The sequence below is a fragment of the Pseudomonas sp. BIGb0558 genome (genome assembly GCF_024807515.1).
GTDB lineage: Bacteria > Pseudomonadota > Gammaproteobacteria > Pseudomonadales > Pseudomonadaceae > Aquipseudomonas > Aquipseudomonas yamanorum_A.
Genome location: NZ_JANUEW010000016.1, coordinates 88,343 through 106,467 on the forward strand (window position 1 = coordinate 88,343; position 18,125 = coordinate 106,467).

General features: G+C 61.2%; 15 protein-coding genes. 11 read left to right on the plus strand and 4 right to left on the minus strand.

Annotation, left to right across the window (positions count from 1 at the left end; genetic code table 11):
* Positions 1–107: 107 nt before the first annotated feature.
* The 8 genes from M2400_RS19660 (at position 108) to M2400_RS19695 (ending at position 9,950) form a co-directional block, all read left to right on the plus strand.
* A complete protein-coding gene (locus M2400_RS19660; protein ID WP_177042460.1) occupies positions 108–1,073 on the plus strand; it encodes a LysR family transcriptional regulator in 966 nt (321 codons plus the stop codon).
* A gap of 353 nt (positions 1,074–1,426) precedes the next feature.
* On the plus strand, positions 1,427–2,944 hold the full coding sequence (locus tag M2400_RS19665; protein WP_177129276.1) for an amino acid ABC transporter permease/ATP-binding protein: 1,518 nt from the start codon (positions 1,427–1,429) through the stop codon (positions 2,942–2,944).
* A 35-nt stretch (positions 2,945–2,979) separates the two neighbouring features.
* On the plus strand, positions 2,980–3,852 hold the full coding sequence (locus M2400_RS19670; protein ID WP_177129274.1) for a phytanoyl-CoA dioxygenase family protein: 873 nt from the start codon (positions 2,980–2,982) through the stop codon (positions 3,850–3,852).
* Between the two features lie 28 nt (positions 3,853–3,880).
* Positions 3,881–4,714 carry an ABC transporter substrate-binding protein gene (locus tag M2400_RS19675; RefSeq protein ID WP_177042457.1) on the plus strand — a complete coding sequence of 278 codons (834 nt, stop codon included), beginning with the start codon at positions 3,881–3,883 and terminating at the stop codon, positions 4,712–4,714.
* A 249-nt stretch (positions 4,715–4,963) separates the two neighbouring features.
* Complete coding sequence (locus tag M2400_RS19680) at positions 4,964–5,695, plus strand: class II aldolase and adducin N-terminal domain-containing protein (RefSeq protein WP_177042456.1); 732 nt, start codon at positions 4,964–4,966, stop codon at positions 5,693–5,695.
* A gap of 27 nt (positions 5,696–5,722) precedes the next feature.
* Positions 5,723–6,400: a DUF1028 domain-containing protein gene (locus M2400_RS19685; RefSeq protein WP_259197724.1), complete on the plus strand. Its 678-nt coding sequence runs from the start codon at positions 5,723–5,725 to the stop codon at positions 6,398–6,400.
* Entirely contained in the window at positions 6,397–7,548 is a 1,152-nt protein-coding gene (gene argE, locus M2400_RS19690; RefSeq protein ID WP_259197727.1) for an acetylornithine deacetylase, read from the plus strand. Before M2400_RS19685 ends, argE begins: the two co-directional genes overlap by 4 nt.
* A 344-nt stretch (positions 7,549–7,892) precedes the next feature.
* Entirely contained in the window at positions 7,893–9,950 is a 2,058-nt protein-coding gene (locus M2400_RS19695; protein ID WP_259197728.1) for a methyl-accepting chemotaxis protein, read from the plus strand.
* Positions 9,951–9,992: 42 nt separating this feature from the next.
* Here M2400_RS19695 and M2400_RS19700 read toward each other — a convergent pair whose 3' ends face one another.
* Positions 9,993–10,796, minus strand: coding sequence for a 2OG-Fe(II) oxygenase (locus M2400_RS19700; RefSeq protein ID WP_177042452.1), 804 nt, complete (start codon positions 10,794–10,796; stop codon positions 9,993–9,995).
* Between the two features lie 81 nt (positions 10,797–10,877).
* Positions 10,878–11,687, minus strand: a complete 810-nt coding sequence (locus M2400_RS19705; RefSeq protein ID WP_177129484.1) for a glycosyltransferase — start codon at positions 11,685–11,687, stop codon at positions 10,878–10,880.
* Between the two features lie 335 nt (positions 11,688–12,022).
* Here M2400_RS19705 and gcvA point away from each other — a divergent pair, with 335 nt between their 5' ends.
* From gcvA to M2400_RS19720, 3 genes are all read left to right on the plus strand, one after another.
* Positions 12,023–12,928 (plus strand): transcriptional regulator GcvA, encoded by a 906-nt coding sequence (gene gcvA / locus M2400_RS19710; protein WP_177042451.1) that lies wholly within the window; start codon positions 12,023–12,025, stop codon positions 12,926–12,928.
* Positions 12,929–13,003: 75 nt separating this feature from the next.
* On the plus strand, positions 13,004–13,831 hold the full coding sequence (locus tag M2400_RS19715) for a DMT family transporter (protein ID WP_177042450.1): 828 nt from the start codon (positions 13,004–13,006) through the stop codon (positions 13,829–13,831).
* 40 nt (positions 13,832–13,871) lie between these two features.
* The gene (locus M2400_RS19720) at positions 13,872–14,633 is read left to right on the plus strand and encodes an SDR family oxidoreductase (RefSeq protein WP_259197733.1); all 762 of its coding nucleotides are present in this window, start codon (positions 13,872–13,874) and stop codon (positions 14,631–14,633) included.
* Here M2400_RS19720 and M2400_RS19725 read toward each other — a convergent pair whose 3' ends face one another.
* Both M2400_RS19725 and tkt read right to left on the minus strand, forming a co-directional pair.
* A complete protein-coding gene (locus M2400_RS19725) occupies positions 14,634–15,875 on the minus strand; it encodes a hypothetical protein (RefSeq protein WP_259197735.1) in 1,242 nt (413 codons plus the stop codon).
* Positions 15,876–15,982: 107 nt separating this feature from the next.
* Positions 15,983–18,049 carry a transketolase gene (gene tkt / locus M2400_RS19730; RefSeq protein ID WP_259197736.1) on the minus strand — a complete coding sequence of 689 codons (2,067 nt, stop codon included), beginning with the start codon at positions 18,047–18,049 and terminating at the stop codon, positions 15,983–15,985.
* Positions 18,050–18,125: the final 76 nt, after the last annotated feature.

The following is an 18,125-nucleotide window of genomic DNA, read 5'->3' on the forward strand; positions in this document are numbered from 1 at the left end:
CGGCGTCAGCGTCAGGCCAAAACAGCATCCGGCATGAACCATGCAACGTCACCGTCAAGGCCGTCGACGCCCGTTTGGCGTCAGCTTATTGATGATGTGGAGGCGTGATGCTCAGTCGTATTACCCAGCGCCAACTGGAATATTTCGTGGCTTCCGGTGAGGCAGGCAGCATCAGTGCCGCGTCTGAACGCATTCATGTGTCGTCGCCGTCGATCTCGGCGGCGATCACCCATATGGAGGCCGAGCTGGGCATCCAGCTGTTTGTGCGGCACCACGCCCAGGGCATTTCCCTCACGGCGGTTGGGCGCCAGGTGATGCAAGAGGCCAAGCTGATCCTGGAGCAGATGACCAACCTCTACACCATCGCCTCCGAGTCGCTGAACAGCGTGCGCGGCCCGTTGCGGGTGGGTTGCCTCGAATGGCTGGCACCGATGATCACCCCCGAGCTGGTGTTTGGTTTTGGCCGGGCGTTTCCGGGTGTGCGCCTCACGCAAGTGGAGGGCAACCACGAGGAAATGCTGGAAAAACTGCGCAGCGCCGAGATCGATATCGCCCTGACCTACGACCTGGTCACCAGTGACGACATCGACTTCCAGCCGCTGGCGCAACTGCCGCCGTATGTGATGGTGGGTGAGTACCACCCGCTGGCAAGCCTGTCGGCGGTGAGCATGCTCGACCTTGAGGATTACCCCGTGGTGCTGCTGGACACGCCGTGGAGCCGGGAATATTTCCTCAGCTTCTTTATGCAGGCCGGCACCACCCCGAACATCATCATGCGTTCCAGCAACCTTGAAACCGTGCGCTCGATGGTCGCCAATGGCATCGGTTATTCGTTCGCGAATGCCCGGCCCAAGGCCAACCTTTCCCAGGATGGCAAGCGCTTGATCCGCCTGCGCTTGTCCGGCCCGCACCGGCCCATGCAACTGGGCTATGCCACGGCGAGCAACACCCAATTGTCCCGCGTGGTGTCGGCGTTTGCCGAGCGTTGCCGCATGTTTGTTTCAGACCAGTACATCCCGGGCATGGCGGCTCCGAGCTTTTTTGATGCTCATGCGGTGCGCACAGTCCTGTAGGAGCTGGCTTGCCTGCGATGCGGGCACCTGGGTCTTGCAGATACACTGAGGCGATGCCATCGCAGGCAAGCCAGCTCCTACAGAGGGTTGTGTTCGCATTGCACCAAAAGATGGCGCTGGCTGCATTGCGCACGCGGTGTCGCACCAATACGAGACGGGCTGTTTTAACAGCCCGGTCGTCACCCAGGGAACGGTGACGCTGCGTAGGTTCTCCCTACCCAATAGGCCGGCTTTTACGAATTGACCCCAAGTGCCTCCTCCCACGACTCTCAGTCCATCGGTGCAGATCAGGGTTCGACCTTCACGTTGAGCATTCGGTGGGCATTTTCATTTTTTTGTCGAGCACAGTGACGATGACTTTCAACTGGAATTACATGTTTGGTTTGCTGGCCGATGCCGAGTTCTGGCGGGCGACATGGACGGTCATCCAGCTCAGTTCGTTGACATGGGTGTTGAGTATCGCGCTGGGGTTCCTGCTGGCCCTGGCCAAGCAATCCAAACATGCGCTGATCAGCCTGCCGGCGCGCGGCTATATCTGGTTGTTCCGCAGCCTGCCGCTGCTGGTGCTGCTGATCTTCATCTACAACCTGCCGCAAGCGATTCCCGCCACGTCAGTGATTCTGGCGGACCCGTTCTGGGCCGGCCTGCTGGCCCTGGTGATTTGCGAAACCGCCTATGTGGCGGAGATTCACCGAGGCGGTTTGCTGTCGATTCCCAAAGGGCAGGGCGAAGCCGCCCGGGCGCTGGGGCTGAGGTTTTTCGGGATCCAGTGGCGGGTGGTAATTCCCCAGGCATTGCGGGTGGCGCTGCCGTCGCTGGCCAACGAATACATCTCCATCGTCAAGCTCACCTCATTGGTGTCGGTGATCTCGCTCACCGAGATCCTGATGGTCGGCCAGCGCCTGTATTCGCAGAACTTCCTCGTGATCGAGACGATGGCGGCGGTGGCGTTCTTCTACGTGTTCATCGTCACGGTGTTCGACTTCCTGTTGAAACGGCTGGAGCGTTTTCTCGACGTCAACCAGCGCAACGTTTCCCGGGTGCCCGATGCAGAAGTGCTGGCCCTGGCGACTCAACAACGTGTCGCCTTGCAACGTCCTGCCAGCACCGACGGCCCGGCACTGCAAGCCAGCCGGCTGCACAAGGCCTACAACGAGGTGGAGGTGCTGGGCTCGGTCAACCTGCAGATCCAGCCCGGTGAAGTGGTGTCGGTGATCGGGCCTTCGGGCTCCGGCAAAACCACCCTGATTCGCCTGCTCAACGGCCTTGAGCAACTGGATAACGGCGAGATCAAAATCAATGGCCAACCCTTCATTCACCTGAACAAAGTCGGTGCGCAAAAGCCGCAGTACGTGGAGCACGCCGAGCATCGCCTGAACATCGGCATGGTGTTCCAGAGCTTCAACCTGTTCCCGCATCTGAGCGTGCTCGACAACCTGTTGATGGCGCCGAAGTACCACGGCCTCGGCAGCGTCGAAGAGCTGAAGCAGCAGGCTTACGCGCTGCTGCACAAGGTCGGGATGCTCGACCACGCCTGGAAGTATCCGCACCAGCTTTCCGGTGGCCAGCAGCAGCGCGTGGCCATTGCCCGTGCCCTGATGATGCGCCCGCAAATCATGCTGTTCGACGAGCCTACCTCGGCCCTCGACCCGGAAAAAGTCAACGAAGTCCTGCAAGTCATCGAAGCCCTGGCCCAGGAGGGCATCACCATGGTGATCGTCACCCATGAGATGAATTTCGCGTTCAAGGTCTCCGACCGGATCGTGTTCATGGAGAAGGGCCGGGTGGTGTGCGATGACACGCCGCACGCATTGCGCAGCGGTGAAAATCCACGTGTGGAGGCGTTCCTCAAGGACGTCTCGCTGGCGTGACCCCCTTAACGTTCGAGCGACAAGAGAGCAACAACATGATCGAGCAAGCGCAAATTGAACAGTTTCACCGGGACGGTTTTCTGGTGGTGCAAGACGTGCTGTCGCCTGAAGAAGTGGCCGCGTTGCAACACGACTTCGACCAGTGGGTAGAAGCCAGCCGCAGCCACGACCAGGGCTTTGGTGAAACGGTGGATGGCCGTGCGCGGTTCGACCTGGAAGGCGACCATCGCCCGGATCATCCTTCGCTGCGCCGGGTGAGTTCGCCCACCGAAATTTCGCCGGCGTACCAGCGCGTGGCGCTGCAATCGCGGATGGCGGCGATCTCCGCGCAACTGATCGGGGGCGGCGGCGCGCGCTTTCATCACAGCAAGATCAACTCGAAATTGCCCCACACCGCCACGCAGGTGAAGTGGCACCAGGACTTCCTGTTCACGCCCCACAGCAATGACGACATCGTCACGGCCTTGCTGATGGTCAGCGAAGTCACGCCGCAAAATGGCCCGCTGAATGTGATCCCCGGCAGCCACAAAGGGCCGCTGTGGTCCCACTGGCACGAGCAGCGTTTCACCGGCTCGGTGGAAGACTCGGTGGTTGACGACCTGTGCCGCAACCCGGTGGCCTGTTATGGCCCGGCGGGCTCCGTGTGCTTCATGCACACCCGTCTTTTGCATGCTTCAAGCCCTAACGAGACCGAACTGCCGCGCACCCTGTTCATCAGCGTCTACGCCGCTGAAGACGCGCTGCCATTCGGCGAAAACCCGCTGCCCAGCGCACACGCCGGCCTGATGGTGGCCGGTGAAGAAAGTGGCCTGGTGCGTTCCACGGAAAACCACCTGCGCTTGCCGCAGAAACCCCGTGGCGCCTCTTTCTTTGTGCAACAGGCCGGCCAGGACTCAGTCACTGCCTAACCTTCTTCTCACCTTGCAGGGAATTACCATGACAGCGTTTCACATGATTGCTCGCCCAATTGCCGTGTGCCTGCTGGGCGCTGCGGTTGCAATGACGTCGTTGGCGGCTGCGGCTTTCCAGAAAGACGGGAAAATTGTCGCCGGTTCCGACGTGACCTTCTTCCCCTATGAATACATGGACAACAACAAGCCCGCCGGCTTCGATATCGAGTTCATGGACGGCCTGGCCAAGACCATGGGCCGCACCGTCGAAACCCTCGACACACGCTTCCCCAACCTGATCACCGGCTTGCAGGCCGGGCGCTTCGACGTGACCAACTCGTCGATGTACATCACCGCCGAGCGGGTCAAGGTCATCGACATGATTCCCTACCTCAAAAGCGGTGAATCGATCCTCACCCTCAAGGGCAGCGACTTCCAGCCCAAGACCCCGGAAGAGTTCTGCGGCCACAAGATCGGCTCCATGGGCGCCACGTCCTGGCTGGCGCAGATGCACAAACTGTCGGATGAGTACTGCGTGAAGAAAGGCCTGAAGCCGATCGCAATCAGCGAGTACAGCACCGACCCGCAAACCACCCAGGCGTTGCTGGCCCATGCCGTTGAAGCACAGATCACCGACGCCGCGGTGGCCCGTGGTGCGGTGGAAAAACTTGGCGGGCGCGTGGTGATTTCTTCCGAGACCCTGATCTACCCGGTGCTGAACGGTTTTGGCGTGAAGAAAGGCAATGACGAGGTCAAGAATGCCTTGATCGAAGGCATCAAGAAATTCAGCGCAACCCCTGAATACGCGGCCTTGCTCAAGAAATACAACTTCCAGGCGCCCACCGATGCCGACATCGCCGAGCTGATGCCGAAGTCCTGATCACAAGAGTGCTCACTTAAAGGAACGCACCGAACCTGTGGCGAGGGAGCTTGTGGAGAGGGAGCTTGCGGTGAAGGGGCTTGCTGTGGCGAGGGAGCTTGCTCCCGCTGGGCCGCGAAGCGGCCCCCTCGCGTTATCCAAGCGAATGGGACTGCTGCGCAGTCCAGCGGGAGCAAGCTCCCTCGCCACAGCAAGCTCCCTCACCACAATAAACCCCTCGCCATCTAATCGCCCTGCGGAGAAAGCAATATGGCGTTATCACTTGAAGAGCAAACCCGCATCGACCTGGCCGCCACCTTCCGCATCGTTGCGCACCTGGGCATGCACGAGGCAGTGGCCAACCATTTCAGCGCGGCGGTGTCGGCCGACGGCAAACAGTTTCTGCTCAACCCGAAGTGGAAGCACTTCTCGCGCATCCGCGCCAGTGACCTGCTGCTGTTGAACGCCGACGACGCCTGCGGCGCCGATCACCCGGACGTGGATGCCACCGCCTGGTCGATCCACGGGCAGATCCACCGCTTGTTGCCACAAACCCGCGCCGTGCTGCACCTGCACCCGGTGTACACCACGGCCGTCGCCTGCCTGGCCAGGCCGCATGTCCCGCCGATCGACCAGAACACCGCGCGCTATTTCAATCGCGTGGCGGTAGATGAATTGTACGGTGGCATGGCCGACACCGAGGCCGAAGGCGAGCGCCTGGCCGGGTTGTTGGACGGCAAGAGCCGCTTGCTGATGGGCAACCATGGGGTGATGGTCACGGCCACCTCCATCGGCGAGGCATTCGACGATATCTGGACCCTGGAGCGCGCCTGCCAGATCCTCGTCACGGCGTGGTCCACCGGCCAACCGCTGCGGGTACTGTCTGACGAGGTGGCGGAAAAAACTGCACGGGGCTGGGAAGGCATCACGGATTTCTCGCAACGGCATTTTGAAGAAATGAAGCAACTGATGATCGACGCGGACCCTTCGTTGCTCGATTGACTTGACCCCTCAGAGGCAGGATTCCCCATGACCTTTTCGGTTGTCGCCCGCTGTGCCGAAACCGGCCAGCTGGGTATCGCTATCAGCTCGTCGAGCATTGCCGTGGGCGCCCGTTGCCCCTGGTTGCGCCCGGGCGTGGGTGCGGTGGCGTCGCAGAACATCACCTTGCCGGCGCTCGGCCCGCAAGCCCTGGACCTGCTGGCTGAAGGCATGGCACCCGGTGATGCACTGGCTGCGGTGCTTACCCCGCAAAGCCACAGTGAGTATCGCCAGGCGACCGCCATTGACAGTGCCGGCAAAACCGCGCATTTCAGCGGCGTACACACCCTGGGCATTCATCATGCGGTCAGCGGTGAGCAGTGCGTGGCCGCGGGAAATATGCTGGCCAATACCGGCGTGATCGAGGCCATGGTGCGCGCCTTTGAAGACGCGCCAGGGCACCTCGCCGACCGACTGCTCGCCGCCATGCAGGCGGGTGTGGCCGGGGGCGGCGAGGCGGGGCCGGTGCATTCGGCCGCGCTGGTGGTGGTCGGCGATCACCTGTGGCCCATCGTCAACCTGCGGGTGGACTGGGCCGACACAGACCCGATCGGCGCCCTCGACCAACTCTGGCAGGCCTATCGCGGGCAAATGCAGGACTACATCGACCGCGCCATCAACCCGCAAAGCGCCCCGGGTTACGGCGTGCCGGGGGATGCGCGATGAACCGCAGCCGCGAGCTGCTGGCGCAACTGGTCAGCTTCGACACCACCAGCCGAGAATCCAACCTGGCGCTGATCGACTTCGTGCGCAACTACCTGCAGCACCACGGCGTGAGCTGCGAGTTGTTGTTCAACGAGCAAAAGAGCAAGGCCAATCTGTTGGCGACCATCGGCCCGGCGGACGTGCCGGGCATCGTGCTGTCGGGCCACACCGACGTGGTGCCCGTGGACGGCCAGCGCTGGAGCGTTGCACCGTTCGAGCTGACCGAGAAGGACGGCAAGTTGTACGGCCGTGGCACCGCCGACATGAAAGGCTACATCGCCTGTGTGCTGGCCAGCGTGCCGGCGCTGGTACAGGCAGCGCTGCGCATGCCGGTGCATATCGCGCTGTCTTACGATGAAGAGGTGGGCTGCCTGGGCGTGCGTTCGCTGATCGAAGCCTTCCACGCGAACCCGGTCAAACCGCTGCTGTGCGTGATCGGCGAACCCACCGAACTCAAGCCGGTGCTGGGCCACAAGGGCAAGTTGGCGATGCGCTGCGAGGTGCACGGCGCGGCGTGCCATTCGGCGTATGCGCCGTCGGGGGTGAACGCCATCGAATATGCTGCGCAATTGATCATCGAACTGGGCCGGCTCGGTGAAGAACTCAAGGCGCCGCAACACCACGACCGGAGTTTTGATCCGCCGTTTTCCACGGTGCAGACCGGCATGATTGCGGGTGGCAAGGCGCTGAATATCGTGCCGCAGCACTGCAGTTTCGATTTTGAAGTGCGCTCGCTGCCGGCGCAGGATCCCTGGCAGGTCGCGGACCGGCTGCGCGGTTATGCCGAGCACACTTTATTGCCCGCGATGCAGGCCGTGAGTGCGCAGTGCGCGATTCACTTCAGCGAGCTGTCGAGTTACCCGGGGTTGTCGACCGCGGCGCAAAGCCAGGCGGCCGAGTGGGTCGCCGGTTTCTGTGGCTCCCGGGAATACGGCACGGTGGCGTTCGGCAGCGAAGGCGGGTTGTTTAACCAGGCGGGGATTCCCACCGTGGTATGCGGACCGGGCAGCATGGAGCAGGGGCACAAGCCTGATGAGTTCATCAGCGTTGCGCAGCTTGAGGCCTGTGACCGGATGCTGGAGCGGGTGCTGGAGTTTGTGAGCCAGTAACCTGACTCACCCCACCTGCCCAGCAAACACTAACCCTGTGGCGAGGGAGCTTGCTCCCGCTGGAGTGCGCAGCACTCCCAGGATTTTGGGGCTGCTACGCACCCCCGCGGGAGCAAGCTCCCTCGCCACAGAGGGTTACCGTTCTGCCACCGCTGCTGAGTGCTTTTGCCCCATTTTCGCGCACACCTCGCAGATTGTTCAGCGATGCCCCGTCTGATCTGCGGCCTTTGCCCGGCGGTCCGTTTCTTGCTTGAGCCAGCTTAATCAATGACATGGCATTTTGCCGTCAGTCATTTCAAAGCTTGATTCGCCGCTCAGGCGAGTGGTTCTAGGAGTAGTCGGACATGCAAAGCCTCTTGTCGCCGGGAATCCGCCTGCTCGGACGTTTCGGATTTGCGCGCAAGTTCCAGATCCTGTTTTTTCTGTTCATGCTGCCCCTGGCGGGCAGCTTGTGGATGATCGCGCAGGAGTACCGCACCAAGCTGACGGTCATTTCAAACGAGCAATCCGGCGTGCGCGAACTGCTGGCCCTGGATGCCCTGGACGCCCAGCTCACTGCCCAGCGCAACCTGGCAGCGCGCTGGAAAGCTGCCGACATCCTCCACGACCAGACACCCGCCGCCAAAGCCGCGATGACCGCAGTGGACAGCAATTTCCCGCTGATCCTGCAAAGCGTGCAGGCCCTGGGCGAGGCGCTGAAAGCCCAGAACGCCAGCGCAGACACCGTTGCGCGCTTCGAAGCGTTGCAGGCCTCGGTCACTGGCATGGACTCCCAGGCCCTGCGTACTGTGGGCTGGTGGCCGGACGGTTACGACCGCTTCACCTCTGCCCTGAGCGCGATGCAAACCCTGCGGGAACAGATCACCATGGACGCCGGTTTGATCCTCGACCCGTGGCTTGAAACCTACCTGTTGATGCAGATATCCACCCAGCAGACCCCCGACCTGATCGAACGCATCGGGCGCATGGCAAGCGTCGGCCAGTCCTCCATCGCGTCGGGCCAGTTCACCCTGCAAAGCCGTTTGCAGATGCGCGACCTGCGCGGGCGCATCGGCGATGCCCGGGACCAGTTGGTCAAGGCCGCTGCATCGCTGAAGGCCAAACAATACCCGGGGCTGCAACCCTGGATCGCGCAATACGACGACAGCCTGCAACGCCTGGACAGCGAGCTCAAAGCCCTGGACGAAGGCGTGTTCGGCGGCACCATCAAGCTCGACACCAGCGCCTTCGAACGCAGTGTGGATGGCATGCTCGGCACCCTGGGGGCGCTGCGTAACCAGTCGCTGACCTCGCTGGATGCGCGCCTGGGTTACTACCGCGACAGTTCCCTCAAGCAATTCATCCCGGTGGCGGTGACGTTCAGTGTGTTGGCGTTGGCGGCCTTGTACCTGTTCGTGTGCCTGCAGGCGTCGATCCGCCGCAGTGCCAGTGGCATCACCACCCTGGCCGAATCCCTGCGTGACGGCAATTTGTGCGTGGAGGTGGCGGTGGAAGGGCGCGACGAACTGGCGGCGATCAGCACTGCGCTCAACGTGGCCGTGGTGCAATTGCGCGCAAGCCTGTTGGGCGTCAACCACGAGACGCAGCAGTTGGGCTCTGCGGTGCTGACGCTGAATTCGCAATCGGGCAGCACGCTGACCGAAGTGGAAGACCAGCAACAGCAAATCAGCCAGATCGCCGCGGCCGCCACGCAGTTGGCCGCCACCTCCATGGGCGTCGCCAGAAGCTGCGAGCAGGCTTCCGGCAGCGCGCAGAAAACCCGGCAGATTGCCGAGGACAGCAGCCGCGACAGCCAGCGCACTACCGCCAGTATTCAACAGCTCAACCAGCGCTTGAGCGACACCTCCGACGCACTGGAGCGGGTCAGCCAGCAGGGCCAGCAGATCCAGTCGGTGGTCGACACCATTCGCGGGATTGCCGAGCAGACTAACTTGCTGGCGCTTAACGCTGCCATCGAGGCCGCACGGGCTGGCGAGCAGGGCCGGGGTTTTGCGGTGGTGGCCGATGAAGTGCGCAGCCTGTCACAACGCACCCAGGCCTCCACGGCGCAGATCGCCGGGACGGTGGACAGTCTGCGCTCGACAGTGAGCCAGGCAGTCACGCTGATGGGCGCGGCCTGTGAGCAGGCGGTGACCGACGCCGAGTCCGTCACCGGCCTGGGCCATCGCTTGGGCGAGATCGCCAGCGCAGTGCAGAGTGTCACCGACACCCTGGCGCAGATTGCCACGGCGGTGGAGGAGCAAGCGGCAACGGCGGACGAGGTAAGCGGCAATATCCAGCAGGTGGACCAGGCCGCAGGGCGCTTGCTGGATGGCGCGCGGGCGGTGAACCAGGCCGCAGACACCTTGAGCAAAGGCAGCCGCGCGTTGAGTGACAACACCGCGCGGTTTCGGTTGGGTTGATGGGGCAGGAGGTCGGGGATACCCGACCCAGGCCGACCCTGGCTAGTTTTTCTTCTTGAGAAGCTTGTTGATGTAGTACTTGAGGCTTAGACGGTCTTTTGGCCGGGGTTTGTAGTGGGTTTTGTTTCTTTGTGCCGGGTCGATCGCCCCGGCCGAGGCAGTGTAGTAATACAGCGCTATGGATTTGCGCGTGATGTGTTCCGGCGTGGTCAACGGTTCTGGGTGTCCGTGATTGCTGTCTTTGTCTGTATTGAAAATGACACAACGGTTGTACACGGGTAGCACTTTCTTGAGGCAGGTTTTCATCCCGGCATCCCAAAGCTCCAGGTTGCCGCCATAGGCCTCCTGCCAGTTTTCATTCAGGTAAATGATGATATTCAGCCTGCGCTCAATATTGAGTTTCTTGTTGAGCCTGAAGTCGGAGTGCACGCCCAGATAGCCGCCGCTTTTTGTTTCATGCAGCCCGCCACCGGTGAAGTAGGGGTCGGGTATCAAGCCGTCGATGCCCGTGAGATGTTCCAGAAACTGCAACATGGGCGCCGAGTTGAAAGCGTTGAACACCGATTTTAAATAGGGATCACATTCGTTCGGGCTGATTTGACGTTTGCGCTGGCCTTTATAGCCGCGCTCATACAGCGTTTCGTTATGGGTTGGCTCAACGGGGAAGTGCGAGCAAATGCTCGCGATCAGCTCGTCCTGCAGGAAATCATCGATGACGATGTGCGCAAACGGCGTGGCCTGCACATACAGACTGCTCAATGACGTACCTAGCTCGCTGGCCGCCTTCTGATCGAAGTCGAGCGCTGGAGAAAGGGTCATGGGTAGCGTTTGGGTGATAGGTGCCATTACCGCTCCGATTCTGAAAATAAAGCGCTGTGAAGGCCTTCGATCACGCTCGGACTGGCCCCGGTCGCGTGTTGCCGAAGCCTAGGCACCAAGGGCGTCCTTGTTAAGGCGCCTGAGAATGTTGTTATACATCCTGGTTCGCCTGTGGGTTGCGCCATAGCCACCCGCCGCCGAAACGGTCCCGGCCTGGATGTGATCCAGGTAACTGAAGATTTTGCGCGGCGGCAGCATTTCAACGCTGTAGCCGAGTGCAGTCATGCGATCTTGAAGTGTATAGCCGGGCACACGGTCATCCATTGAAAAGTGCAGGCCATGTTGCTTGATGAGCTTGCAATTCCATAAGGTGCAAAAGCTCTTCAGGTAGAGTTCCCGGTAGGGCTTGGGTTCTCTTGAACGTAGCCCCAGGGCAATTTTCAGGCGTCGGAAATAATGCTTGAACAGGCGCGAGCTGAAACGCCAGAACGTTCTGGTGGGGCCGCGATTGAGTTGCTCTACACAACCCACTGCTGCGACGTCTGGATAGTTGATGCACTTGTTCAGCATCATCGGAAAAACGTTCTTGTCGAAAATGAAGGTGTCCGTGTGAATCAGCAATAAGTAATCAGTGTCAACGCGCTCCAGCACCTTATCCAGTGCTTTGCCATGGGCGATATGGCCCGGCTCGGGCTCGGAAGTGGTCCGCTCGATCAAGTTGATCCAGTCAAGTGTTCGCAAATACTCGGTGCTTTCATCGCCTGAATAGTTGTCGACCACCCAGACAGGCGTGCGGCGGGGGTCAATATGCTGGTGCAATAGCTCCAGGCAGATCTTGGTGATTTCAGGCGTTTTATAATTGACAAGCACTATGCTGAATGGCATTGGGAGTTCGCTGGGTATATCGGATTTACTCATCATTCACGTACTCAGAGTGGGTGTGTATGAGGGTAAAAAATCCTTGTTCTTAGTTGTCCTTGAGTTTCATTTTTAACAAAGCAATTGGCGTGAAAATGACGTGTGGCTATGTATGTGATTGTTGCTGATTGTGTTGCGCCTGACATATTTAGATACTCAATTAACAACTGTGGAACGGGCTGCGTTATTTAGGCCCGCTTTATAAATAAGTGAATGTGAAATAAGTATGAAAATGCAGTGGATAAAATCTTGGTTTTTATGCGGGCTGTAGGGCAACCGCATAATGGATAGATGTTCTATCATGAGCATCTGTTCATAAGCGGTGATGCGATGCCATGAAAGACCTGCCACCCACCTCGACATTGCGTGCCTTTGAAGTTGCGACGCGGCACGCCACCTTTACCTCGGCCTCGCAAGAGCTGCATGTCACCCAAAGTGCCGTCAGCCATCAGCTCAAGCATCTCGAAGCACTCTGGGGATTGCAGCTGTTCCAGCGGGGCAAGTCCCTCAGCCTGACGCCTGCCGGGGCGGCCCTGGCGCCGATCGTGCGCGAGTTCTTCATGAACCTTGAGACCACACTCGCAGACCTGCGAGAGCAGAAGGGCCGGGTTCGGCTCAAGGTCAGCACCACTTATTCCTTCGCGCTGAAATGGCTGCTGCCACGGTTGCCGAGCCTGGCCCAGCGGCATCCTGAAATACTGGTCACGCTGGACTCCAGCGACAAAGCCATCAACTTCTCAAGTGCGGAGGCGGATGTGGCGATTCGCTTCGGCAATGGCAATTACCCGGCCCTGTACTCGGAGTTTCTCTTCCGGGAGCAGATTTTTCCGGTGGCCAGTCCTGACTTGTTAAACCGTTTTGGCATGCCGCGCACGCCCGCGGAACTGCTGCGCTATCCCTTGTTGACGCGGGACGGCGCGGATCTGGTGCCGAAATGGGAAGTCTGGTTCCAGCACGTCGGGCTGGGGATTTCGCCGCTCAAGGAGAGCGTCAGGTTTGCGGATACCAACATGACGATCGAGGCCGCATTGCTCGGCCAGGGCATTGCGTTGGCGCGCAGCGGGCATGTGGAATCGGAGCTCCGGGACGGCAGCCTGGTCAAGTTGTTCGACGTGCCGTTTCCGTCGCCGGTGGCCTATTACTTTGTCTGCCCCAAGGGCATCGAGTCCCGGCCACACATCGTCAGCTTTCGTGAATGGCTGATGCAGGAGGCGGTGAACGCCGGGTTGGCGTATGAATAAAGCATGAGGAAATGCTCATTGTTGAATGAGGAGACTTTGTTACATTTAACGCGCCACTTTGCTTAAGATCGGCGCATGCCTTATCACATCATTCTCCTGGTTCTCTTCGCCGCCTTACTGCATGCCAGTTGGAACGCGCTGCTGCGTGGCGGCGCCGACCGGCTCTGGTCGATGACGGTCATGTGCCTGGCGGTGGCCATCGCCAGCGCCGCAGTTGCGGTGTTCCTGGAGCCGCCGGCACCGGCCAGCTGGTTTTATGTGGTGCTGTCGGCGGTGCTGCACGTTGGCTATAACCTGTTCCTGGTGCGCAGCTACAAGGTGGGCGACCTGGGGCAAACCTATCCGATTTCACGTGGCTCCTCGCCGGTGCTGATCACCCTTGGCGCCGCGGTGTTTGCCGGGGAGAGCGTGTCGGCCAGCTCATTGCTGGGCATTGCGCTGGTATCGGGCGGCATCATTTCCCTGGCGTTCAGGGGCCGCCGGCTGGCCGTTCCCAGCCTGCCTTACGCCTTGGGCACCGGGTGTTTCATTGCCGCTTACAGCGTGACGGATGGGATTGGCGCACGCCTGTCGGGTGCCCCGATGGCCTACACCGTGTGGATGTGCGCCTTGTGGGGCGTGTTGATGCCGGCGGTGTATATCGGCCTGCGCGGGCCGAAAAGTCTGTTCAGCCTGCGGCCCGGGTTTTTCACGGCCTTCGCCGGTGGGCTGGTGTCGCTCCTGGCCTACGGAATCATCATCTACGCCATGGCCGGCGCGCCCATGGGCGCGGTGTCGGCCCTGCGTGAAACCAGCGTGTTGTTTGCGGCGCTGATCGGTTATTTCTTCCTGGGCGAGACATTGACGGTTCGAAAGGTACTGGCGTGCGTGGTGATTGCCACCGGCACCTTCCTTATCGGCTGAGGCCAGGTAACGCTTTCCCCACCACATGAAGGTTCGCTCAATGGATACCGTCTCGCAGGCACCGCTGATTCTGATAACGGGTGGAAGTCGTGGCGTAGGTGCCGCCACTGCGCGGCTGGCCGCCGCACAAGGTTATGACGTGGCGATCAGCTTCGTTTCCGATGAGGCTGCTGCCCTTGGGGTGGTGGCGGATATCGAGGCGGTGGGGCGCCGGGGGCTGGCCGTGCGCGCCGACAGCGCCGACCCGGAGCAGGTCATTCAACTGTTCGCCGCGATCGACCGGGCATTCGGCCGCATCGATGTGCTGGTCAACAACGCAGGGATCAACGCCTTGCAGTCCCGGGTAGAGGACCTGGCGTTCGAGCGGATGCAGCGGATTTTTGCGGTCAACGCGATCGGTCCGATGCTGTGTGCCCAACAAGCGGTGAAGCGTATGTCGTTCCGTCACGAGGGGCGCGGCGGCTCGGTGATCAATCTCTCGTCGGCCTCGGCCCGGCTCGGAAGCCCCAATGAATACGTCGACTACGCGGCGTCGAAGGGTGCGCTTGAGACCTTTACCATCGGGTTTGCCAAGGAAGTCGCCCGGGAGGGAATACGCGTCAACTGTATTCGTCCCGGGCATATCTACACCGACATCCACGCCAGCGGCGGGGAGCCGGGGCGGGTTGACCGCGTGAAGGATTCGATCCCCATGGGCCGGGGCGGTCAGCCCGAAGAAGTGGCGCGGGCGATCCTGTGGCTGGCCGGCGCCGAGGCATCCTTCATCACGGGCACCTTCCTGGATGTCACCGGCGGCAAGTGATCAGCGCACCACCTCCAGGGCGGTGATTTCGTACACGTCATGGTCGGCACCGGACGTTGACTCCAGCGTAATGGCGAGGCCCAGGTCTTCTACAAAGACCTGGGATGTGCGGATTTCGCCCTGGACACACGCAAGCTTGATGGCATCCCCCGGCAGCGAGGCGAATACCTGGCGGGCAGGCATGCGTTCGCCCACGGTGCATTCCAGTTGAGTCTTGAAGGGCTCGTCGCCGGGCTTGGCCGGCACATGCTTCATGAGCAGTCGTGCACTGAGGGTCTGGCCCGGGCTCCAGCTTTGGGGCGCCTTGAATTCCATTTCGCTGGTTTGCAGCACGCTGTCATCGCCGAGGCCGATCATCTTCGCCTTCAGCTGGATCAGGTCGGCCTTGGTCACCCGTTCGACCCGGAAGCTGCTGTAGTTCTCTGTTTTGTTCAGCAGGCCATTCTCGACCTTGTACTCCACCGACTTCGAGTCCCGCTTGGTGGCTCCCACCGGTTGTGTCGTGTAGGTGTAGGTCAACGATTTGAATTTTGGCGCCAGCAGGGGCGAGTCGAGTTTCTTCAGCAGTTCCTGCGGCACGGGGACATCGCCGATCGCCTTTTCCAGGCGTGTTTGCGGGTACTCGGCCGGCGGGATGTCCGGACGCAATTGCACCAGCAGCGCGGCGTCGACGGCGCCTTGCACCGAGCAGCTCAGGCGGGTTTGTGCGCCTTCCGGTTCCAGCAGCAATACGCGCTCTACCCGCGACTTGCCAGGGGCGCTGCCCGGCATCGGCTCGATGCTCACCCAGTTGTCGCGAAACCGCAGTTCACTGCGCACGTAAGCCGTGTCGATTTTCTTCAGAAGGGCGGGTTTTTCAAGCAGCGGGCCGAGGCGTTTGGCTACGTCGTCCGGACTGCCATCGACCATGAAACCCCAGTAGAAGTAGTAGCCCACGTTGCCGAGGTCGGTGCTCTCGTCGAAATAGGACAGCAGTTTCATCCCGGCGACAGGGGGCAGGTTACGCAGGGCCACCGTGTTACCGGAACGGCTGGCACGGTTGGCTACGGTAATCCACGCGGTATCCTTGTCCTGCTGCAGCGGTGCGTAGGCTTTCCAGGCATCGCTGTGGGCCTTGAGGCTTGAGAAGAAGCTGGCGTCACACCGGCTGAAGGCCTTGAGTGTGTCGTCCAGCGCCGCATCGCCGGCATGGGCAATTGACGGAAGCAGCAGGGCAGAGGCGAGAAGGGGCAGTAATTTCATCGGGCAAGATTTCCGTATCGTTTGGCTGGGCGTGCGGTCACGCGGCGGCCATTATCCAGAACTTGCACGCTTCCCTCTACTGATCCTTCATCGCCTCGTGCCTGTGCCTAGCCCGTGGCGTTGAGCTTGACTTGCTCTTTCGCCAGTTTCACCACGTTCTCCAGGGTAAAGCCGAACTTGGTCTGCAACTTGGACAGCGGAGCCGAGGCGCCAAAGCTGTTCATCACCACTTTCGCCCCGGTCTGCCCCACGTAGCGATCCCAGCCCAGGGGGCCTGCCTGTTCCACCACCAACCGGGCTTTCACCGTTGGGGGCAGTACGCTGTCGCGGTAGGCCTGGTCCTGTTCTTCGAACAACTCCCAGCTCGGCATCGACACCACTTGCGCCGCCACGCCCTCGGATTTCAACTGCTCATAGGCGTCTACGGCCAGGCTGACCTCACTGCCGGTAGCGATCAGGATCACCTGGGGCTTCTCGGCGCCGGCCAGCACATAAGCACCACGGGACGTGCCCGAGGCGGCGGCGTATTTCGTGCGGTCCAGGGTCGGCAGGTTTTGCCGCGACAGCACCACACACGTCGGCCGATGGGTCTGGGCCAGGGCGATTTTCCAGGCTTCCAGGGTTTCATTCGCATCCCCCGGGCGCAGGGTCAGCAAGCCCGGCGTGGCCCGCAGTTGGGTCAGGTGTTCGATGGGCTGGTGAGTGGGGCCGTCTTCGCCGACGCCAATCGAGTCGTGGGTAAACACGAACACCACTGGCAACTCCATGATCGCCGCGAGGCGAATCGGCGGTTTCATGTAGTCGCTGAACACCAGGAACGTCGAGGTGTAGGGCCGCAGGTACGACAGCGCCATGCCGTTGGCAATCGCGCCCATGGCATGTTCACGAATGCCGAAGTGCAGGTTGCGCCCGCCATAGTTCTCGGCGCTGAAACGCCCGGCGCCGTCGAAGGTCAGGTTGGTCTTGGTGGACGGCGACAAATCGGCCGAGCCCCCCAGCAACCACGGGATCTGTTGGGCAAACGCGTTCAACACCTCACCACCGGCTGCGCGGCTGGCGACACCCTTGGCATCGCTGGCAAAGCTTGGCAATGGGTCCTGCCAATGCTCGGGCATTTCACCCGCGCGCATGCGCCGCAGTTCATCGGCCAGTTCCGGCTCGTACTGTTCCAGGTGGGACAGGGTTTGCGTCCATTGTTCATACAGCGGCTTGCTGCGCGCCAGCAGCGCATCCCGCAGGACCGTGCGCGCCTCATCCGGCACCAGGAAGCTTGAGTCTTCGGGCCAGCCGTAGGCGGCTTTGGTCAGGCGGATTTCTTCTTCGCCCAAGGGTTCGCCATGGGCCGAAGCGGTGTTGTGCTTGTGGGGCGAGCCGTAGCCAATCACGCTGTCGACCACGATCAGGGTCGGTGCCCCGGTGTTTTTCTGAAACGTGCTCAGGGCATCGCTCAGGGCCAGCAGGTTATTCGCATCGGTGACGTGCAGGGTGTGCCAGCCGTAGGCCTGGAAACGCTTGATCACGTCTTCGCTGAAGGCCAGTTCGGTGTGGCCTTCGATGCTGATGGTGTTGTTGTCGTAGATCCAGCACAGGTTATCCAGCTTCAAGTGCCCGGCAATGGAGGCGGCCTCGCTGCTGATGCCTTCCATCATGTCGCCGTCGCCGCACAGGGTGTACACGTTGTAGTCGAACAGCACCTGGTCGTCATGGTTGAAACGCTTGGCCAGCCAACGCTCGGCCATCGCCATGCCGACGCTGTTGGCGCAGCCCTGGCCGAGTGGCCCGGTGGTGGTTTCCACGCCGGTGGTCATGCGGTATTCGGGGTGGCCGGGGGTTTTCGAACTCATCTGCCGGAACTGCTTGATGTCGTCCAGGCTGATGGCCGGCTGGCCGGAGCGCTTACCGTGTGCGTCAATCTCCACCACGCCCGCCAGGTGCAGCAGCGAATACAACAGCATCGACGCATGGCCTACCGACAACACGAAACGGTCGCGGTTGGGCCAGTCGGGGTGCTCGGGGTGATACCGCAGGAAGCGGCTCCACAGGGTGTAGCCGACGGGCGCCAGGCCCATGGGCGTGCCGGGGTGGCCGGAGTTGGCCTTTTGCACGGCGTCCATGGCCAGGGTGCGAATGGTGTTGATGCACTGGGTGTCGACAGCGTTGGCAGCGTGATTCATGGAACCTGTTCTCCATCGGGTGACGATCTACAGTGGAGGCCAGGGTGGGCCAAAGGTTTTATGAAATCGTCTGCCC